Origin of the sequence: Bordetella genomosp. 5, from assembly GCF_002261475.1 — a bacterium.
GTDB lineage: Bacteria > Pseudomonadota > Gammaproteobacteria > Burkholderiales > Burkholderiaceae_B > Bordetella.
Map to the genome: position 1 here is coordinate 407,809 of NZ_NEVN01000001.1, position 19,328 is coordinate 427,136.

At 69.0% G+C, this 19,328-nt stretch carries 15 protein-coding genes; 12 read left to right on the forward strand and 3 right to left on the reverse strand.

Annotation, left to right across the window (positions count from 1 at the left end):
- The first annotated feature begins 48 nt into the window (after positions 1-48).
- Positions 49-474 carry a CopD family protein gene (locus CEK29_RS01960; RefSeq protein ID WP_094857327.1) on the forward strand — a complete coding sequence of 142 codons (426 nt, stop codon included), beginning with the start codon at positions 49-51 and terminating at the stop codon, positions 472-474.
- A gap of 127 nt (positions 475-601) precedes the next feature.
- Here CEK29_RS01960 and glpK read toward each other — a convergent pair whose 3' ends face one another.
- Both glpK and CEK29_RS01970 read right to left on the reverse strand, forming a co-directional pair.
- Entirely contained in the window at positions 602-2,125 is a 1,524-nt protein-coding gene (gene glpK / locus CEK29_RS01965; RefSeq protein WP_094798518.1) for a glycerol kinase GlpK, read from the reverse strand.
- On the reverse strand, positions 2,115-3,572 hold the full coding sequence (locus CEK29_RS01970; protein WP_094798519.1) for a DHA2 family efflux MFS transporter permease subunit: 1,458 nt from the start codon (positions 3,570-3,572) through the stop codon (positions 2,115-2,117). The genes glpK and CEK29_RS01970 overlap by 11 nt, the downstream gene beginning before the upstream one ends.
- 206 nt (positions 3,573-3,778) lie before the next feature.
- On the opposite strand from CEK29_RS01970, the gene CEK29_RS01975 reads away from it, so the two are divergent.
- The 4 genes from CEK29_RS01975 (at position 3,779) to CEK29_RS01990 (ending at position 6,384) form a co-directional block, all read left to right on the forward strand.
- Positions 3,779-3,967 carry a DUF3460 family protein gene (locus CEK29_RS01975; protein ID WP_094798520.1) on the forward strand — a complete coding sequence of 63 codons (189 nt, stop codon included), beginning with the start codon at positions 3,779-3,781 and terminating at the stop codon, positions 3,965-3,967.
- Positions 3,968-3,998: 31 nt separating this feature from the next.
- Complete coding sequence (locus CEK29_RS01980) at positions 3,999-4,889, forward strand: segregation and condensation protein A (protein ID WP_094798521.1); 891 nt, start codon at positions 3,999-4,001, stop codon at positions 4,887-4,889.
- Positions 4,890-4,992: 103 nt separating this feature from the next.
- On the forward strand, positions 4,993-5,835 hold the full coding sequence (gene panC, locus CEK29_RS01985; protein WP_094798522.1) for a pantoate--beta-alanine ligase: 843 nt from the start codon (positions 4,993-4,995) through the stop codon (positions 5,833-5,835).
- Positions 5,836-5,955: 120 nt separating this feature from the next.
- A complete protein-coding gene (locus CEK29_RS01990; protein ID WP_255176042.1) occupies positions 5,956-6,384 on the forward strand; it encodes a response regulator transcription factor in 429 nt (142 codons plus the stop codon).
- Positions 6,385-6,440: 56 nt separating this feature from the next.
- Here the strand turns inward: CEK29_RS01990 and CEK29_RS01995 are convergent, their stop codons facing one another.
- The gene (locus CEK29_RS01995; RefSeq protein WP_141218287.1) at positions 6,441-7,193 is read right to left on the reverse strand and encodes a copper resistance protein NlpE N-terminal domain-containing protein; all 753 of its coding nucleotides are present in this window, start codon (positions 7,191-7,193) and stop codon (positions 6,441-6,443) included.
- 187 nt (positions 7,194-7,380) lie between these two features.
- On the opposite strand from CEK29_RS01995, the gene CEK29_RS02000 reads away from it, so the two are divergent.
- From CEK29_RS02000 to CEK29_RS02030, 7 genes are all read left to right on the forward strand, one after another.
- Entirely contained in the window at positions 7,381-8,184 is an 804-nt protein-coding gene (locus tag CEK29_RS02000) for a prepilin peptidase (protein WP_094857181.1), read from the forward strand.
- 25 nt (positions 8,185-8,209) lie between these two features.
- A complete protein-coding gene (gene coaE, locus CEK29_RS02005) occupies positions 8,210-8,860 on the forward strand; it encodes a dephospho-CoA kinase (RefSeq protein WP_094798524.1) in 651 nt (216 codons plus the stop codon).
- 76 nt (positions 8,861-8,936) lie between these two features.
- On the forward strand, positions 8,937-9,689 hold the full coding sequence (gene zapD / locus CEK29_RS02010) for a cell division protein ZapD (RefSeq protein ID WP_094798525.1): 753 nt from the start codon (positions 8,937-8,939) through the stop codon (positions 9,687-9,689).
- A gap of 447 nt (positions 9,690-10,136) precedes the next feature.
- The gene (locus tag CEK29_RS02015; protein WP_094798526.1) at positions 10,137-11,423 is read left to right on the forward strand and encodes an MdtA/MuxA family multidrug efflux RND transporter periplasmic adaptor subunit; all 1,287 of its coding nucleotides are present in this window, start codon (positions 10,137-10,139) and stop codon (positions 11,421-11,423) included.
- 6 nt (positions 11,424-11,429) lie between these two features.
- A complete protein-coding gene (locus CEK29_RS02020) occupies positions 11,430-14,537 on the forward strand; it encodes an MdtB/MuxB family multidrug efflux RND transporter permease subunit (RefSeq protein ID WP_094798527.1) in 3,108 nt (1,035 codons plus the stop codon).
- Positions 14,534-17,692 carry a multidrug efflux RND transporter permease subunit gene (locus CEK29_RS02025; RefSeq protein ID WP_094857182.1) on the forward strand — a complete coding sequence of 1,053 codons (3,159 nt, stop codon included), beginning with the start codon at positions 14,534-14,536 and terminating at the stop codon, positions 17,690-17,692. Before CEK29_RS02020 ends, CEK29_RS02025 begins: the two co-directional genes overlap by 4 nt.
- Positions 17,689-19,230 (forward strand): efflux transporter outer membrane subunit, encoded by a 1,542-nt coding sequence (locus CEK29_RS02030; RefSeq protein WP_094857183.1) that lies wholly within the window; start codon positions 17,689-17,691, stop codon positions 19,228-19,230. Before CEK29_RS02025 ends, CEK29_RS02030 begins: the two co-directional genes overlap by 4 nt.
- Positions 19,231-19,328: the final 98 nt, after the last annotated feature.

The following is a 19,328-nucleotide window of genomic DNA, read 5'->3' on the forward strand; positions in this document are numbered from 1 at the left end:
GGGCGTCGTGCCAGACCTGCGGGTCCGGGGCGGCGCCCCTTGTCCATCATGACCTACATGTTCATCAAGATGGCGCACGGCGCCGCGCTGGCCGTCTGGCTCGGCGGACTGTTGCTGCTTTCCACGGTGCTGTCGTTTCCGGCCGCGCGAGCCGAGGGCGAGGCCCCCGGGCGCTTCCTGGAAGGGCTGGCGCGCTGGAATCTGCGCGTCACGGTGCCCGCCATGGTGCTGACCTGGATGCTCGGCATCACGCTCGCGCTGATGGTCGGCTGGTTCGGCCACCGCTGGCTGGACGTCAAGCTCGCCATCGTGGCGATGCTGACCCTGCTGCAGGCGCTGCAGACGCTGTGGCTGGCGCGGCTGCTGCGACCGGCGCCGATCATGCCGCCCGCCTGGGCGGCGCTGGGCGCCGTGCTGGTGTTTCTGGGCGCCAGCGGCGCCATCCTGCTGGCGCTCGCCAAGCCGTTCTATTGATGTGACGGGGGCGGGCCGGGCCGCGTAGGCCGCGTAGGCCGGGCCGGGCCGCGTAGGCCGCGTAGGCCGGGTCGGGCCGCGCAGGCCGGGCCGCGCAGGCCGCGCGCCGGCCAGGTGCCTGGCGCCGTCAGCCGCGCGGCGCGTCCGACGCCCACCCCTTGGAGAGCGCCACCGCCTGGCGCCAGCGCGCCATGCGGGCTTCGCGCAGCTCGGCGGGCCAGCTCGGCTCGAAGGTGCGTTCGGCTTCCCACTGCCCGGCGAACTCGTCGAGCGATTTCCAGAACCCCACGGCCAGACCCGCGAGCCCGGCCGCGCCGCGCGCGGTGGACTCGGCCACGCGCGGGCGCACCACCGGTACGCCGAGCAGGTCGGCCTGCATCTGCATCAACAGGTCGTTGCGCGAGGCGCCACCGTCCACGCGCAACTCCGACAGCGCGATGCCGCTGTCGGCGTTCATGCAGGTGAGCAGCTCCGCGCTTTGCAGCGCGATCGATTCGAGCGTGGCGCGCGCGATATGGGCGCGCGTGGTGCCGCGCGTCAGGCCGATCAGCGTGCCGCGCGCGTAAGGGTCCCAGTAGGGGGCGCCGAGACCGGCGAAAGCCGGCACCATGAACACGTCATCGGTGTCGGCCACGCTCGCGGCCAGCGGCTCGACGTCTTCGGAGTGCTGGATGATGCCCAGGCCGTCGCGCAGCCACTGCACCGCCGCACCCGCCTGAAATACACCGCCCTCGAGCATGTAGGTGGAGCGCCAGTCGGCGCCGCCGTCGGTCAGGCCCCAGCCCACCGTGGACAGCAGGTTGTTGGCCGAACGGACCGGTTCGCCGCCCACATTCATCAGCATGAAGCAGCCGGTGCCGTAGGTGTTCTTGGCCATGCCCGGCTTGAAGCACGCCTGGCCGAAGGTGGCGGCCTGCTGATCGCCCGCCACGCCGGCGATGGGAATGGCGCCGCCGAGCAGCTCGGGCAGCGACCGTCCCACCTCGCCGCTGCTCGGCGCGATGGTGGGCAGGATGCCGCGCGGGATGTTCAGCAGCTCGAGGATCTCGTCGCTCCAGTCCTGGCGGCGGATGTCGTAGAGCATGGTGCGCGAGGCGTTGCTCGGGTCGGTGCTATGCACCGCGCCGCCGGTCAGTTGCCAGATCAGCCAGGTGTCGATCGTGCCGAAGGCGAGTTCGCCGCGCTCGGCCATCTGGCGTGCCTTGGGCACGTGATCGAGCAGCCAGGCAAGCTTGGTGCCCGAAAAATACGCGTCGACCACCAGGCCGGTGCGCTCCTGCAGAAACTCGCCGTGACCATCGGCCTGCAATTGCTCGCACAGCGGCGCGGTGCGGCGGTCCTGCCAGACGATCGCGCGGGCGAGCGGGCGGCCGGTGGCGCGCTCCCAGATGAGGGTGGTTTCGCGCTGGTTGGTGATGCCGATCGCGGCGATGTCGGCCGCGCTCGCGCCGGCGTTGCGCAGCGCCTCGCGGGCGACGTCGAGCTGGCTGTGCCAGATTTCGGTGGCGTCGTGTTCGACCCAGCCCGGACGTGGATAATGCTGGCGAAACTCGCGCTGGCCCAGGCCGCGCACGGTGCCGGCGCGGTCGAACACGATGGCGCGGGAGCTGGTGGTGCCCTGGTCGAGGGCGAGCACGAATTCAGTCGTCATTGCGTGAAGCCTTGGCGGAGTTGAGTTGGTCGCCCGCGCCCGGCGCAAGCCGGCGGAACGAGAGCATCGAAGCCGTGCACAGCAGGCCGATCACCACGAACGCCACGACCACGTCGCCGATGGCCAGGGTGCTGGCGCCGCGCACGGTCATGCTGACGTTGATCGCGACGGCCGCCACGCCCACCCCGAGGCTGATGCCCAGTTGCTGGGCCATGGCCGCGAAGCTGCTCGCGCTGCTCATTTTTTCGGGCGGAATGTCGGCATAGGTTAGCGTATTTACCGCGGTGAACTGCAGCGAGCGGAAGAAGCCGCCGACCAGCAGCACGGCGATCATCAGCCACACCGGCGTGTTGGGCGTGAAGGCGCCGTTGAACACGATGAAGACGCCGGTCAGCACGGCGTTGACCGTGAGCACGCGGCGAAAGCCGTAGTAGGTGACGATGCGCGCGGCCACGAATTTCATGAGCAGCGCGCCGGCGGCGCTGGCGAAGGTGATCATCCCCGCTTCGAACGGCGACAGGCCGAATCCCACCTGCAACAGCATGGCCAGCAGGAAGGGCACGGCGCCGACCGCGAAGCGGCACAGATTGCCGCCCAGCGCCGAGATCGCGAAGGTGGGAATGCGCAGCAGCGACAGGTCGATGATCGGATGCGCCACCCGGCGCGAGTGCCATACGTAAAGCACGCCGCACAGCAGCCCGCCGCCCAGCAGCGCGCCCAGGGTGAGCGGCGAGACCAGGCCGTGACCGAGCGCCTCGAAGCCGCTCACCAGCGCGGCCAGCGCGATGCCGCTGAGAAGAAAGCCGATGAAGTCGAGCCGGTGCGTGTCTTTCTCGCGCACGTCCTGCACGTAGCGCAACACCAGCGCGATGCCCAGGATGCCGATCGGAATGTTGATCAGGAAGATCCAGTGCCACGACATGTAGGTCACCATGAAGCCGCCCAGGGGCGGTCCGATGACCGGGCCGAGCAGCGCCGGGATCGAGAGAAACGACATGGCCCGCAGCAGGTCTTCCTTGGGCACCGTGCGCAGCAGGATGATGCGTCCCACCGGGACCATCATCGCGCCCGCCATGCCCTGCACGATGCGGGCCGCCACCAGTTCGGTCAGGTCGCGCGACAGGGCACAGGCGATGGAGCTGAACGTGAACAGCGCGATCGCCGCGATGAACACCCGCCGCGCGCCGAAGCGGTCGGCCGCCCAGCCGCTGATCGGCACGAACACCGCCACGGCCAGCAGGTACGAAGTGATCGCCACGTTCAGGCGCACCGGCGTCGAATTGAGCGCCGCCGCCATCGCCGGCAGGGCGGTCGCCACGACGGTGGAGTCCAGCATCTGCATGAACAGCGCACAGCCGACGATGAATGGAATCATCCTGGCCGCCCGGGCGGCCTCCGGGTCTCGGGGACGGGAGGGCAGGGCGGCGGAAGATGGGTCGGCGGGCATGTGGCGGGGTGCTAGCGGGTTTGCCGTGTGGCGGCATGCAGGCGGGGCGGCGGGCCCCGGGGCAGAGCTGACGATTGTAACGCCGGGCAGCTGACGCCGAGGCGTCGTCCGAACCCTGCGGGGCGGGGGGCGGCGGCCTGGTCCCGCCGGCTACAGTAAACTATGATGCATTCCCCCACTAACCCTCTGGTCATAGCGGTTGCACCATGGCGAAGAATTACGAATCCGAAATCACCCAATTCCTCAAAGAGTACAAGGCCGCTCATCCTGACGTCGAACAGCGTCAGCGCGAGGGCCGTGGCCGTCTCTGGGACAAGCCCCAGGACACCGAGCTGCTCGAGGGTTTCCGTGCCGGCCGCGTGCCGCAACGGCCCTACGTCTACGCGGCCGACTGAGTCACGGCGCCGGTAACGCGAGCACGGCTACATGTCTCATCCGAACGGCTCCATTTCCGGCGACGATCTGGCCGCGCTGGTGCAACCGCAGGTCGACACCACGCCCGATACCATCGATAGCGTGGCGTTCGCGCGCCTGTACGGCGAGCCGTTGTTCCAGCTGCCCAACGATCTCTACATCCCGCCGGATGCGCTCGAGATCTTTCTCGAGGCGTTCGAAGGGCCGCTCGACCTGCTGCTCTACCTGATCCGCAAACAGAACTTCAACGTGCTGGACATCCCGATGGCGGATGTCACGCGTCAGTACCTGTCGTACGTGGATCAGATCCGGGTGCACAACCTCGAGCTCGCCGCCGAGTATCTGCTCATGGCGGCCATGCTGATCGAAATCAAGTCGCGCATGTTGCTGCCGGTGCGCAAGTCGGATACCGGCGAAGAGCCCGAGGATCCGCGTGCCGAGCTGGTGCGCCGCCTGCTCGAATACGAGCAGATGAAGCTCGCGGCCCAGCGCCTCGACAAAATCCCGCAGATCGGCCGCGACTTTCATGGTTCCCAGGCCGTGGCCGAGATCAGCGTCGAGCGGGCGTTGCCCGACGTGAGCGTCGATGATCTGCGGGCCGCCTGGGCCGACATCATGAAGCGGGCCAAGCTCAACCAGCACCACCACATCACGCGTGAGCAGTTGTCGGTGCGTGACCACATGACCCATATCCTGAGGCGCCTGAACGACGTGCGCTTCATGGAGTTCGGCGAGCTCTTCCTGGAGCGCATCCGCGAAGGCGCGCCGACGGCCGTGGTGGTCGTGCATTTCATCGCCATGCTCGAACTGGCCCGCGAATCTCTGCTCGAGATCACGCAGGCCGAACCCTACGCGCCGATCTACGTGCGCCTGGCCTACACCAGCGTGGCCGCCGCCGCCTGACGGCAGCCCCGGCCGGCCCGCCGCACCGGGTCAGCCACGGCGGCTGCCGCATCCGGCCCGTGTCCCGCTGCTGACGCCCGTTGTCAGAAACCGGAGAGTTTCCTTGAAAGTCGTACACACCATTCAAGACCTGCGCGACCACCTGCGCGGGCAAAACCGCGTGGCCTTCGTGCCGACCATGGGCAACCTCCACGAGGGGCACCTGGCACTCATGAAACTGGCGCGGCAGCACGGCGATCCGGTCGTCACCAGCATCTTCGTCAACCGCCTGCAGTTCGGTCCCAACGAGGATTTCGATCGCTACCCGCGCACGCTGCAGGCCGACGTCGAGAAAATGGACCGCGACCGCGACGTGTACATGGTCTTCGCGCCCGACGAGCGCGAGATGTACCCCGAGCCGCAAAGCTACCGCGTGCAGCCGCCCGACGATCTGGGCGACATTCTCGAAGGCGAGTTCCGTCCGGGCTTTTTTGCCGGCGTGTGCACGGTCGTGCTCAAGCTGTTTTCGTGCGTGCAGCCGCGCGTCGCCGTCTTTGGCAAAAAGGATTATCAGCAGCTCATGATCGTGCGCAGCATGGTGCGCCAGTTCCAGCTGCCGCTGGAGATCATCGCCCACGAAACGGTGCGCGCGCCCGATGGCCTCGCGCTGTCGTCGCGCAATCGTTACCTGACGGCGCAGGAGCGCAGCGAAGCGCCCGAGCTTTACGCCACCCTTTCGCACGTGCGCCAGCAGGTGCTGGATGGCGGCCGCGACGTGCCCGCGCTCGAGGCGGCCGCGCGCGAACGCCTCGCGGCGCGTGGCTGGCAGGTCGATTACGTGGCGGTGCGCCGCCAGCGCGACCTGAAGGCGCCCGAGCGGGCCGAGATGGAAGCCGGCGAGCCGCTGGTGGTGCTCGCCGCCGCCAAGCTGGGCGCCACCCGCCTGATCGACAACCTCGAAGTCTGAGCGCTGCCGGGCCGGCCTCGGCCGCCCGGATCATCGCGTCACACCTGTCAGTTGCCGCAGTTCCGCGGGCGCGTGCTCATTGCGCACACTCTCTGCAATCGCTCATTGCAGAGAGACGCCATGTGGAACATCCCGCCCGCAGCCCCGACGCTCTCGCCGGCCCCGGCCCCGGCCGCCGCCGCCGCCCCGCCTCGTCATATCGCGCTTGCCCTGCCCACGCCGCGGCCCCTGCGCGATGGCGCCGGCATGTCGCCGCAGGCTCCGCCGGGCCCATTGCGGGAGCCCCCCGCCTGCTACGCGCCGCTCACCCCGCGCGAACGCCAGGTGCTGGTTTATCTCAGTGCGGGCCAGTCCAACAAAGTGATCGCCATCGATCTGGGGATCTCCATGCGCACGGCCGAGGCGCACCGCGCGCGCATCCTGCGCAAGATGGGGGTGCGCACCGCGCAGCAGCTCGGCTGCCTCACGTGTCCCTATCGTTTGGGCGTACTGCCCGGATCGGCTGATGCCGCTCCCATGAAAACGGGCCCCGCTCAGGGGGCCCGTTGATCGGCGTGTGCGCGCCGCGGAGGGGTGAACCCGCCGGCGCGGGGCTCAGCGCCGCATTAACCCGGGCACTGGGTCTCGGCCTGCTTGAGCTCGGCGATCGGGTCGAGGTCGGGCTGGCGCGTGAGGGTGTACGCGAGATTGGGGGTGTGGCCGTTGACCGAGCGCACGCGCAGCGTGTTGTAGAGCGGCATGCTCAGGTCGGCGCGCATATTGCCGGCGCCGTCGAGCAGCAGCACGCGCGGCGGGCGTTCCTGGGTGGCATCCCAGCAGCCTTGCTCGTACGACGGCGCGGTCTTGCCGGGCGTGTTTTCGAGGTAGGTGAGGCGTGCGCGCCAGCGGCCGTTGGGCGCCAGCGTGAGCGTGACGCGCTGGGCTTCGCAATTGAGCGCGGTCGCGAAGCAGGGCAGGGTGCCCTGGAAGGTCTGTGCCTGCGGGATCAGCTCGGCATTGGCCGAACGCGGCGTGCCGGCTGCCACGGCGGCGCCACCGCCGCCCGAGCCCTCGCCCTGCGGGATGGCCTGGCCGTCTTCGGCGACCGGGCCGTTGGCCGGGTTCTGCTGTTGTTGTTGCGGATTGGGCTGGCGCGGCTTGAGCTCGATCTGCAGCTGCGACGGCGCGTGCACGACCGTGCGGTAGCCGGCGGCCTGGCCCTGGTACTGGGCGTCGGTGATGGTGCTTTCACCGGGCGGGTTGTAATAGCCTTCGGTGCGCTGTTGGGCGCAGCCCGCCAGAACGGCGATGGCGGCGAGGGCGGCATACGGGGCCAGCGTGCGGCCGGTAGAGCGATGGGCGGGAGGCTGGGCAGGCATGGCGCACGTCCGGAAGGTTCTTGGTCTGTCGCTAATTCTACGCATATCTGCGCATATCCGATACGCTGGCCCGGCCGGCGCCGCGCCGCCGGCCGGGCCCCGCGTTTGATGATTTTTGCGCCTGACGGAATAATGCCGCGTGGGGTCTGCGCCGGGTGGCGCAACAACCCACCCACTGGACGATCCGATGATCTGGCATGAGCTGCAATGGAATCCGGTCTGGGCTGCCGCGCTGGCTGCATTGCTGGGCCTGGCCGTCGGCGGGATCCTGACCCTGGTGGTGTACCGCCTGCCGGTGGCGCTGCGGCGCGCATGGCGCGGCGGGCTGGCGACGCCGCGCCCGCTGCGCGGCGAGCGGCTGCGTGCCTGGCCGCTGGCCGGGTGGTGGCTCGCGCGCGCCGGGCATATCGGCCGGCGCGCCCGGGCCGGGCGCCAGGGCTTCGGCCCGGGCTGGGCGCTGCCCCTCATGGAGTGTGCGTGCGCGGCGCTATTTGTCGCCTGCCTGTGGCGCTTCGGCGTGAGCCTGGCCGCCCTGGCCGCGATGGCCCTGTGTGCGGCGCTGCTCACGCTGGCCTGGATCGACCTGCGCGTGGGCCTGCTGCCAGACGTGCTCACGCTGCCGCTGGCCTGGGCCGGGCTGCTCGTGAATCTGCACCACGGCTTCGTGCCGCTGCCACAGGCCGTGCTCGGCGCCGTCGCGGGGTACCTGTTCCTCTGGCTGGTGTTTCACGTGTTTCGCCTGTGCACCGGTCGCGACGGCATGGGTTATGGTGATTTCAAATTGAGTGCGGCGCTGGGGGCCTGGCTCGGCCTGGGCGCGTTGCCCGGCGTGCTGCTGGTGGCGTCGCTTTCTGGGGTGCTGGTGGGCTGGATGCTGCGCCGGGCCGGCCGGGTCGAACCCGGTCAGCCGCTGCCTTTCGCGCCTTTTCTTGCCGGCGCGGGCCTGCTGGAGCTGTTCATGCACGACCGCGGCCTGCCGCTGATAGGCTGAGTTTTTTCTTTTGGATGCACTTGATATGTACAGCATCGGTTTGACGGGGGGGATCGGCTCGGGCAAGACCCGCGTGGCGGACCTGCTCGCCGAATGGGGCGCCGCCGTCATCGACACCGACGACATCTCGCGCGGCCTCACCGCGGCGGGCGGCGGCGCGATGGCCGCGATCGTGGCCGGCTTTGGCCCGGTGGCCGCCGACCCGTCCGGCGCACTGGACCGCGCCTGGATGCGCGAGCTGGTGTTCCGCGACCCCGAGGCCCGCGGCCGTCTCGAGGCCATCCTGCATCCGCTCATTACCGCGGCCACCGTGCGCGCCTCGGAAGCCGCCGCCGGCGCGCCCTACCAGGTCTTCGTGGTGCCGCTGCTGGTCGAGTCCGGGCGCTGGCGCGAGCGGGTCGACCGCATCTGCGTGGTCGACTGCGATCCCGATACCCAGGTCGAGCGGGTGGGGCGGCGCAGCGGGCTGACGCCGGAGGCCATCCGTCGTATCATGGCGGTGCAAGTGCCGCGCGCCACCCGGCTCGCCGCCGCCGATGATGTCATCGTCAACGACGGCGCGACCACCCCGCTTCAGCTGATGGAACGGGCGCGCGCGCTGCATGACCGCTGGCTCGAGCTGGCGGGCGCCAAGGACCGGGCCGTGCACGTCGGGCAACAGGCACCGCGACCCTGAGCATCTGGCTTGCGGGCCCCGTGTCCGCACGCCGCCCTACAAGACTCATCGTTAGCGTCAATAGGCTCAGATCAGCGTGATTCTTTTTGAATATCCCTTCAACGAGCGTATTCGCGCTTATCTGCGGCTGGAGTATCTGTTCGACAGATTGGCGTTCTTCGCTGGCGAGGGAGACGCGCGGATGCACCAGATCGCCGTCGCCACGTTGTTCGACATTCTCGAGGCCGGCGAACGCACCGACATGAAGAGCGCCGTGCTCCAGGATCTGGAGCGCCAGCGCACCAGCCTGGTCGCGCTGCGCGACCACCCCGGCGTGGCCCAGGATGCGCTCGAGATCATGCTCTCCGACATGGAGCGCGTGGTCGGGGCACTGCAGGCCCAGGGCAAGACCGGCCAATCCCTGCGCGAAAACGAATGGCTCGTGAGCCTGCGCGGCCGTCTGGCCGTGCCGGGCGGCGCCACGCAGGTCGACATGCCGTCGTATCACGCTTGGCAGCACAAACCGGAGGCCGCGCGCCGTGCCGACCTCCAGGCCTGGATCGCACCGCTGATGCCGCTGGCCGAGGGCCTCGCCATGGCCTTGCGGCTGCTGCGCGAATCGGGACGCCGCGCCGACATCGCCGCCGAACAGGGCGCCTACCAGCAGATGCTGGCCGGCAAGACCTTCCAGCTGCTGCGCGTCTGGGTGGATCCGGAGCAAGGCGTGTTTCCGGAAATCAGCGCCAACAAGTACATGGTCTGGATCCGCTTTTCCGTCCAGGATGGCGGCGTCAAGCCGCAACAGGTGGGTCGCGACGTGCCGTTCCAGATGTCGCTGTGCACCGCCTGAGCGCCTTCCTCTTCCTTCCCCTTTTGCACAATCCCGTCCGGCGGCGCGCGTCGCGCCTCGCCACCCGCGCCTGTACGCGCTAGGCCCGGACCGGGCGCGCGGCTTGCCTCGGGGGGCGCACGCTCGGCCTTCCGGGTCGGCTGCGCGCGCCCGTTTCTGGCCGGCCGCACCCCGGCTCGTACGGCCGCACTCAGGTCAGGCCGCGCGTGTCCTTCTCCGGCGCGGCGGCGCCCGGCGCGGCGCCTCGTCCAGCCCGCTCATCGTGAGGGCGCGACGCGGCCACACCCCGGGAATGCCGCCTGCTAAGGCCCGCCGGATCGCCCAGGGCGGCCCGATCGGCTGACAACCTGTTGCGGGCGATTTCATTTCACCGCGATCGCCCGCTATTTTTCATCTCTCTGGGGGACAATAGGCGATTCTTATTGTGCCCTCGCGTCCGGAAGCCTCATGTCTGAACTCTCGCCCGCCCCGTCGTCGTCCCGCAGGAAGCGCATCATCGGGATCGTCGTCGTGCTGCTGCTGGTCGCGCTGGCCGCCTGGCTGATCTGGCGACCGGCCGCCGACGAGACCCAGCGAGGCCGCCGCGGCGCCATGTCGGGTGGGCCGGCGGGCATGATGAACATGGCCGTGCCGGTCAAGGTGAGCGCGGCGCGTTCGCAGGATTTCGACATCGTGCTGCGGGCGCTGGGCACCGTAACGGCCTACAACACCGTCACCGTGCGCAGCCGCGTCGAGGGCGAGCTGGTCAAAGTGAATTTCCAGGAAGGCCAGTTCGTGAACGAAGGCGAGGTGCTGGCCCAGGTCGACCCGCGGCCCTACGAAGTGGCGCTCGCCCAGGCGCAGGGCACCCAGATGCAGAACCGCGCGCAGCTCGAAAACGCCCGGCGCGATCTCACGCGCTACCAGACGCTCTTCAAGCAGGATTCGATCGCGCGCCAGCAGCTCGACACGCAGGCCGCGCTGGTGCGCCAATACGAGGGCACGGTCAAGAGCGATCAGGCCGCGGTGGACAACGCCAAGCTGCAGTTGGCCTACTCCCGCATCACCGCGCCGATCTCCGGTCGCCTGGGCCTGCGTCAGGTCGATCAGGGCAACCTGATCTCCAGTGGCGACACGAATGGTCTGGTGGTCATCACCCAGACCGATCCCATCGCCGTGATCTTCACCCTGCCCGAGACCCAGCTGCCGGATGTGCTGGCGCAGCTGCGCGAGGGGCGCAAGCTGCAGGTCCAGGCCTACGATCGCGCCGACACCCGCATGATCGCCACGGGCGAACTCGAGACGGTGGACAACCAGATCGACGTCGCGACCGGCACCGTCAAGCTGAAAGCGCGCTTCGCCAATGCCGGGCAGACGCTGTTCCCCAATCAATTCGTCAACATCCGTCTGCTGGTCGAACGCCGCGCCAACGTGACCGCGATCCCGACGGTCGCCGTGCAGCAGGGGTCGGTCGGCTCGTTCGTCTTCCTGGTGCAGGCCGACAAGACCGCGGCCGTGCGGCCGGTCAAGCTGGGCACCATCGACCAGGGCTGGGTCGCCGTCAACGAAGGCCTGGCGCCGGGCGATCAGGTCGTGATCGAAGGCACCGACCGCCTGCGCACCGGCAGCAAGGTCGATGTGGTGGCGGGCGCCGACGCCAACGTCCCGGCCCTGCCGGGCGCATCGCTCGGCGCGGGCGCGCCGGCCGGCACCAATCCGTCCACGATCAAGCGGCCCGCCGGCGCGGGCAGGTAGACCGTCGTGAACCCATCGCGCCTGTTTATCCTGCGGCCGGTGGCCACCACCCTGGCGATGGTGGCCATTCTGATCGCCGGTCTGATCGCCTACCGCCTGTTGCCCGTCTCGGCCCTGCCCGAGGTCGACTATCCCACCATCCAGGTCGTCACGCTCTATCCCGGCGCGAGCCCGGACGTGATGACCTCCCTGGTGACCTCGCCGCTCGAACGGCAGTTCGGGCAGATGCCCGGGCTCAACCAGATGTCGTCGTCCAGCTCGGGCGGCGCTTCGGTCATCACCATGCAGTTCAGCCTGGACCTCTCGCTCGACGTGGCCGAGCAGCAGGTCCAGGCGGCGATCAACGCCGCATCCAATCTGCTGCCCAGCGATCTGCCGGTGCCGCCGACCTATAACAAGGTGAACCCGGCCGACGCGGCCGTGCTGACGCTCGCCATCACCTCGCCCACGATGCCCCTGCCGCAGGTGCGCGATCTGGTCGACACCCGGATGGCGCAGAAGCTCTCGCAGATCCCGGGCGTGGGCCTGGTCAGCGTGGCGGGCGGGCAGCGGCCCGCCGTGCGGGTGCAGGTCAATCCGAAGGCGCTGGCCTCGGCCGGCCTGGCGCTGTCCGATCTGCGCACGGCCGTGGTCGGCGCCAACGTCAATCAGCCCAAGGGCAACCTCGACGGGCCGTTGCGCTCGACCACGATCGACGCCAACAGCCAGCTCAAGACGCCCACCGATTACAACGACCTCATCATCGCCTATCGCAACAACGCACCGCTGCGGCTGTCGGACGTGGCGCGGGCGGTCGAGGGCGCCGAGGACACGCGGCAGGCGGCCTGGGCCGGCGACAAGCCCGCCATCCTGCTCAACATCCAGCGTCAGCCCGGTGCCAACGTGATCGACGTGGTCGATCGCATCTACACGCTGATCCCGCAGCTGCGCTCGGCGATGCCGGCCACGCTGGACCTGACGGTGGTATCCGACCGCACCCAGACCATCCGTGACTCGATCAAGAGCGTGCAGCACGAGATGCTGCTTGCGGTCGGCCTCGTGGTGCTGGTGACCTTCGTGTTTCTGCGCAGCGCCACGGCCACGTTCATCCCGAGCGTGGTGGTGCCGCTGTCGCTGATCGGCACCTTCGGGATCATGTATCTCGCGGGGTTTTCGCTCAACAACCTCACCTTGATGGCCCTGACCATCGCCACCGGCTTCGTGGTCGACGACGCCATCGTGATGATCGAGAACATCGCGCGGCATATCGAGGAGGGCGAGAGCCCGTTGCACGCGGCGCTCAAGGGCGCCGCGCAGATCGGCTTCACGCTGATCTCGCTCACGCTGTCGCTGATCGCGGTGCTGATACCGCTGCTCTTCATGACCGAGGTCGTGGGTCGGCTGTTCCGCGAGTTTGCCGTCACGCTCGCGGTGGCGATCATGATCTCGCTGCTGATCTCGCTCACGCTCACGCCGATGATGTGCGCCCGTCTGCTCAAGCCCGAATCGCAGATGCAGTATGGCCGCTTCCATCGGACCACCGGCGCCTTCATCGACCGCGTGATCGCCCGCTACGACGCGATGCTGAAGGTGGTGCTCAACCACCAGGTGGCGACGCTGCTGGTGGCCGTGGCCACCTTCGCGATCACGGTGCTGCTGTACATCATGATCCCCAAGGGCTTCTTCCCGCAGCAGGACACCGGGCTGCTGCAGGCCATCACGCAGGGGCCGCAATCCACCTCGTTCGCGGCAATGTCGCAACGCCAGCAGCAGGCCGCCGCCCGCATCATGCAGGATCCCGCCGTGGCGGCGGTGTCGTCGTTCATCGGGGTCGACGGCAGCAATGCCACGCTGAACGCCGGCCGCATGCAGATCGCGCTCAAGCCGCAAGGCGAGCGGGACGGGCTGGCCGTGGTCACGCGGCGGCTGCAGGACGCCGTGCATGGCCTGAACAACGGCATCACCTTGTACGTGCAGCCGGTGCAGGATCTCACCATCGAAGATCGCGTGGCGCGCACGCAGTATCAGATGACGCTCTCCAACCCCGATCTCTCGGTGTTGAGCGAATGGGCGCCCAAGCTGGTCGAGAAGCTGCGCACCGTGCCCTTGCTGGCCGATGTGACGCACGACCTCCAGGACGAGGGCCTGCAGACCTGGGTGCAGATCGATCGCGACGCGGCCTCGCGGCTGGGCATCACGGCGGCCACCATCGACGAGGCGCTCTACGACGCCTTCGGCCAGCGGTTGATCACGACCATCTTCACGCAGTCGAATCAATACCGCGTGGTGCTCGAGGTGGAGCCGCAGTTCCGCGCGTCGGCCGCCGCGCTGGATCAGATCCGCGTGCCGACCTCTTCGGGCGGGCAGGTGCCGCTGTCGTCGGTCGCGCACGTGACCGAAGGCCGGACGGTGCTGGCGGTCAACCGGCTCAATCAATTTCCGATGACCACGCTGTCGTTCAATCTGGCGCCCGGCGCGTCGCTGTCCGATGCCGTGCAGGCCATCGTGGCCGCCGAGCACGAGATCGGCATGCCGGACGGCGTGGAGACGCGCTTTCAGGGCGCGGCGCTGGCGTTCCAGAGTTCGCTGTCGAGCACGCTATGGCTGATCCTGGCGGCCATCGTCACGATGTACATCGTGCTGGGCGTGCTCTACGAGAGCTATATCCATCCGATCACGATTCTGTCGACTTTGCCGTCCGCCGGCGTGGGGGCCTTGCTCGCCCTCATGCTCAGCGGCACCGACCTCGACATGATCGGCATCATCGGCATCATCCTGCTGATCGGCATCGTGAAGAAAAACGCGATCATGATGATCGACTTCGCCCTCGATGCCGAGCGCAAGCGCGGGCTGGCGCCGCGTGAGGCGATCCACGAGGCGGCGCTGCTGCGCTTCCGCCCCATCCTCATGACCACGCTCGCGGCGCTGTTCGGTGCGTTGCCGCTGATGCTGTCGACGGGCACCGGCGCCGAGCTGCGCCAGCCGCTGGGTCTGGTCATGGTCGGCGGCCTGCTGGTGAGTCAGGTGCTCACGCTCTTCACCACGCCGGTGATCTATCTGATGTTCGATCGCATGGCGCAACGCTGGCGCGGCGGCCAACCCGAGCGCGCGACGCGCGAACCGGCGCGGCCATGAACCTCTCGGCGCCCTTCATCGTCCGGCCGGTCGCCACCACGCTGCTGTGCCTGGGGCTGGTGCTGGCGGGCATCCTGGCGTTTCGCCTGCTGCCGGTGGCGCCGCTGCCGCAGGTGGATATCCCGACGATTTCGGTGAGCGCGAGCCTGCCGGGGGCGAGCCCGGAGACGATGGCCTCGAGCGTGGCCACGCCGCTCGAGCGTTCGCTGGGCAGCATCGCGGGCGTGACCGAAATGACGTCGCGCAGTTCGCAGGGCTCGACCCGCATCACGCTGCAGTTCGATCTGTCGCGCGATATCGACGGCGCCGCCCGCGACGTACAGGCCGCGATCAACGCGGCGCGTTCGCTGCTGCCGACCAGCCTGCGCAGCAACCCGACCTATCACAAGGCGAACCCCTCGGCCGCGCCCATCATGACTCTGGCGATGACCTCCGAGACGCTCACCCAGGGGCAGCTCTACGATCTGGCCTCGACCATCGTGGCGCAGAAGCTCGCGCAGATCAAAGGCGTGGGCGAGGTGACGGTGGGCGGCAGCTCGCTGCCGGCGGTGCGCGTGAGCCTGATTCCTGGCGCGCTCGCCAACCGCGGGGTGGCGCTCGACGAGGTCCGGCAGGCCCTGTCCAGCGCCAATGCCAACCGGCCCAAGGGCTTTCTGGAAAACGACGAGTATCACTGGCAGATCATGGCCAGCGACCAGCTCAACAAGGCCGAAGACTACCGCCCGCTGATCGTCGCGTGGCGTGATGGCGCGGCCGTGCGGCTGTCGGACGTGGCCACGGTCGAAGATTCGGTCGAGGATCTCTTCCAGACCGGCTTCTACAACGATCGCAACGCCATCATTCTGATCGTGCGGCGCCAGGCCGATGCCAACATCATCGAGACGGTCGACGAGGTGTATGCCCAGTTGCCGCAGCTCAGCGCGTTTCTGCCCGGCGACGTGAACATGGTGGTGGCGCAGGATCGCACGCCCAGCATCCGCGCCTCGCTGCACGAGGCCGAGCTGACCCTCGCGATCGCCGTCGGGCTGGTGGTGCTGGTCGTGCTGCTGTTCCTGCGGCGCTGGCGCGCGGCCATCATCCCGTCGGTGGCCGTGCCGGTGTCGCTGGTCGGCACCTTCTGCATCATGCATCTGTGCGGCTACACCCTGAACACGATTTCGCTGATGGCGCTGATCGTGGCCACCGGTTTCGTGGTCGACGACGCCATCGTGGTCCTCGAGAACATCATGCGCCACATCGAGCGGGGCATGAGCCCGATGCGGGCCGCGCTGCGGGGCTCGCGCGAGGTGGGCTTCACGGTGCTCTCCATGAGCCTGTCGCTGGTCGCGGTGTTCATCCCCATCCTGCTGATGGGCGGCATCATCGGGCGGCTGTTCCGCGAATTCGCCGTGACGCTGTCGGCGGCCATCCTGGTGTCGCTGGTGGTGTCGCTGACGCTCACGCCGATGATGTGCGCGCGGCTGCTGCGCGCCGAGCCCAAGCCGGGCCCCGAGCCAGACGCCGCGGCCGACGCGCCGCCGCGCCGATCGCGCTGGCGCGCCACGCGTGACGCCATCGGGCGCGGCTTCACCCGATTCTTCGACGGCATGGGCGCCGGTTATGCCCGCTCGCTGTCGTGGGCGCTCGCGCACGGCCGGCTGATGTTGCTGATCCTGGCCGGCACGATCGCGCTGAACGTCTACCTCTACGGCGCCGTGCCCAAGGGCTTCCTGCCGCAGCAGGACACCGGGCAGCTGCTGGGATTCTTCCGCGTCGACCAGGGCACCTCGTTTTCGGCCACCGTGCCGAAGCTCGAGTATTTCCGCAAAGTGATCCAGGCCGATCCGGCGGTGCAGAGCATCACGGCCTATGCCGGCGGGCGCGGCGGCAGCAACACCAGCTTTCTGCAGATCCAGCTCAAACCCCTGGCCGAGCGCGGCGTGAGCGCCGACACGGTGATCAATCGCCTGCGCGGCCGGCTGATGCGCGAGCCCGGCGCGCAGCTGTTCCTGGTGGCGCAGCAGGACATCCGCATCGGCGGCCGCCAAAGCACGGGCTCGTACGACTACACGCTGATGTCGGGCGACCTGCAGTTGCTGCGGACCTGGATGCCACGCGTGCAGCGCGCCATGAGCGAGCTGCCCGAGCTCGTCGACGTGGACGCCGATGTCGAGGACAAGGGCCGGCAGATCAACCTCGTGATCGATCGCGAGGCCGCGACGCGGCTGGGCATCGACATGTCGGCGATCGCGGCAGTGCTGAACAACTCGTACAGCCAGCGCCAGGTGTCGGTGATGTACGGCCCGCTGAATCAGTATCACGTGGTGATGGGCGTCGATCAGCGCTTCGCCGAAGACGCCGACTCGCTCAAGCAGCTCAATGTGGTGACGGCCGACGGCAGCCGCGTGCCGCTGTCGTCGTTCGCGCGCCTCGAGGTCGGCAATGCGCCGCTGTCGGTGAGCCATCAGGGGCTGTTCGTGGCCGATACGATTTCGTTCGGCACGGCGCCGGGCGTGTCGCTCGAGCAGGCCACGGCCGCGATCGACGCCGCGGTGGCCCGCATCGGCCTGCCGTCCGACCAGATCCAGGCGGGCTTCCAGGGCACGGCGGCCGAGCTTCAAAAAACGCTCGCGCGCCAACCCTGGCTGATTCTGGCGGCGCTGGTGGCGATGTATATCGTGCTGGGCATGCTGTACGAGAGCTTCGTGCACCCGCTCACGATTCTGTCGACGCTGCCCTCGGCCGGCATCGGCGCGCTGCTGGCGCTGATGCTGCTCAATACCGAGTTCACCCTGATCGCCCTGATCGGCGTGTTTCTTCTGATCGGCATCGTGAAGAAGAACGCCATCATCATGGTGGACTTCGCGCTCGACGCCGAGCGGCGCGAGGCCATGGCGCCGCGCGACGCGATCTACCAGGCCTGCCTCACGCGGTTTCGCCCGATCATGATGACCACGCTGGCGGCCATCTTCGGTGCGTTGCCGCTGATGCTCGCCACCGGCGCGGGCGTGGAAATGCGCCGGCCGCTGGGCATCACCATCGTGGGCGGTCTGGTACTGTCCCAGATCCTTACGCTCTACACCACGCCGGTGGTGTATCTCTATCTCGATCGTCTTCGTCTCTGGGCCGCCCGCCGCCGCGCCGGCACGGCCACTGTCCCGACCCCGCATCCATGACCCGACTTCACGCTTTCGCTTCCGTCCTCACGCCGCGCCTCGCGCCGCTGGCTTTGTGCGCGCTTCTGGCCGGTTGTGCGGTGGGCCCGGATTACCAGCGCCCGGCGATCGACGTGGGCACGGGTTTCAAAGAAGGCGAGGGCGTGGTGCCGGGCTGGAAGCCGGCGCAACCCGCCGATCAGGCCGATCGCGGACAGTGGTGGCGCGTGTATGGCGATGCCACGCTCGACGGCCTGATGGCCGACCTCGCGGCGTCCAACCAGAGCATCGTGCAGGCCGAGGCCAACTTCCGCCAGGCGCAGGCGCTGGTCGGCACGGCCCGCGCCAACTTCTTTCCCATCGTGGGCGCCAATGCCGGCGCCACGCGCTCGGGCAGCGGCGCGGGTTCGCAGTCGACCAGTGTCGGCTCCAATGTGGCGAACCAGTATTCGCTGAGCGGCAGCGTCAGCTGGGAACTCGACGTGTGGGGCCGCATCCGGCGCGAGGTCGAGGCGAGCCGCGCAACCGCGGCCGCCAGCGGCGCCGACCTTGCCGCCACGCGGCTGAGCGCGCAATCGGCATTGGTACAGAACTATCTCCAGCTGCGCATCCTGGACGAACAGAAGCGCCTGCTCGACGCGACCGTCGCGGCCTATGAGCGCTCGCTGCAGCTCACGCGCAACCGTTATGAGGCGGGTGTGGTGGGCAAGGCCGACGTGGCCGTCGCCGAGACGCAGCTCGAAAATACGCGCGCCCAGTCGATCGATCTGGACTGGCAGCGCGGGCAGTTCGAACACGCCATCGCCGTGCTCGTGGGCCTGGCGCCGTCGCGCTTTGCGTTGCCGCCCGCCCCGTTCACGCAGCAGTTGCCCGAAATTCCGGTGGCGCTGCCCGCCACGCTGCTCGAACGCCGTCCCGACGTGGCAGCCGCCGAGCGCCGCGCGGCCGCCGCCAACGCGCAGATCGGCGTGGCCGTGTCGGCGTGGTTTCCGGAGCTGACGCTGTCGGCCTCGGGCGGTTTCCGCAGCGGCCAGTTCGCCGACCTGCTGACGGCGCCCGCGCGCTTCTGGTCGCTCGGCCCCGCACTGGCCATGACGATCTTCGACGGCGGCGCGCGCGAATCGCAGATCGCGGCCGCCCGCGCCGGCTACGATGCCCAGGCGGCCGCCTATCGGCAGAGCGTGCTGGTGGCGCTGCGCGAGGTCGAAGACTATCTGGTGCAGTTGCGTGTGATGGCGCAGGAGCAGGAGGTGCAGCGTCGCGCGCTCACGTCGGCGCGCGAATCCCTGCGGCTCACGCGCAATCAATACGAGGCCGGGCTGGTCGACTATCTGAGCGTGGCCGTGGTCGAGGCCACCGCGCTCAATGCCGAGCGCAATGCTCTGTCGCTGCTGGGCAACCGGCTCAACGCCAGCGTGCAGCTGATCGCCGCGCTGGGCGGCGGTTGGGAAGGTCTGCCGGAGGCCGACCGCTCGCCGCTGCCCACGCAGCCGGCGCCGCCGGTCGGCGCCGGGGCGCCGACACCGCCGACACCGACACCCGCCGCCGCGCCGCGTTAAGGCGTTGCGGCGGCCGATGCCGCGGCGGCCGATGCCGCGGCGGCCGACGCCGCGGCGGCCGTCGCGCGGCTGCTCCGTGCGGCTGCCTGGCGCGGCAC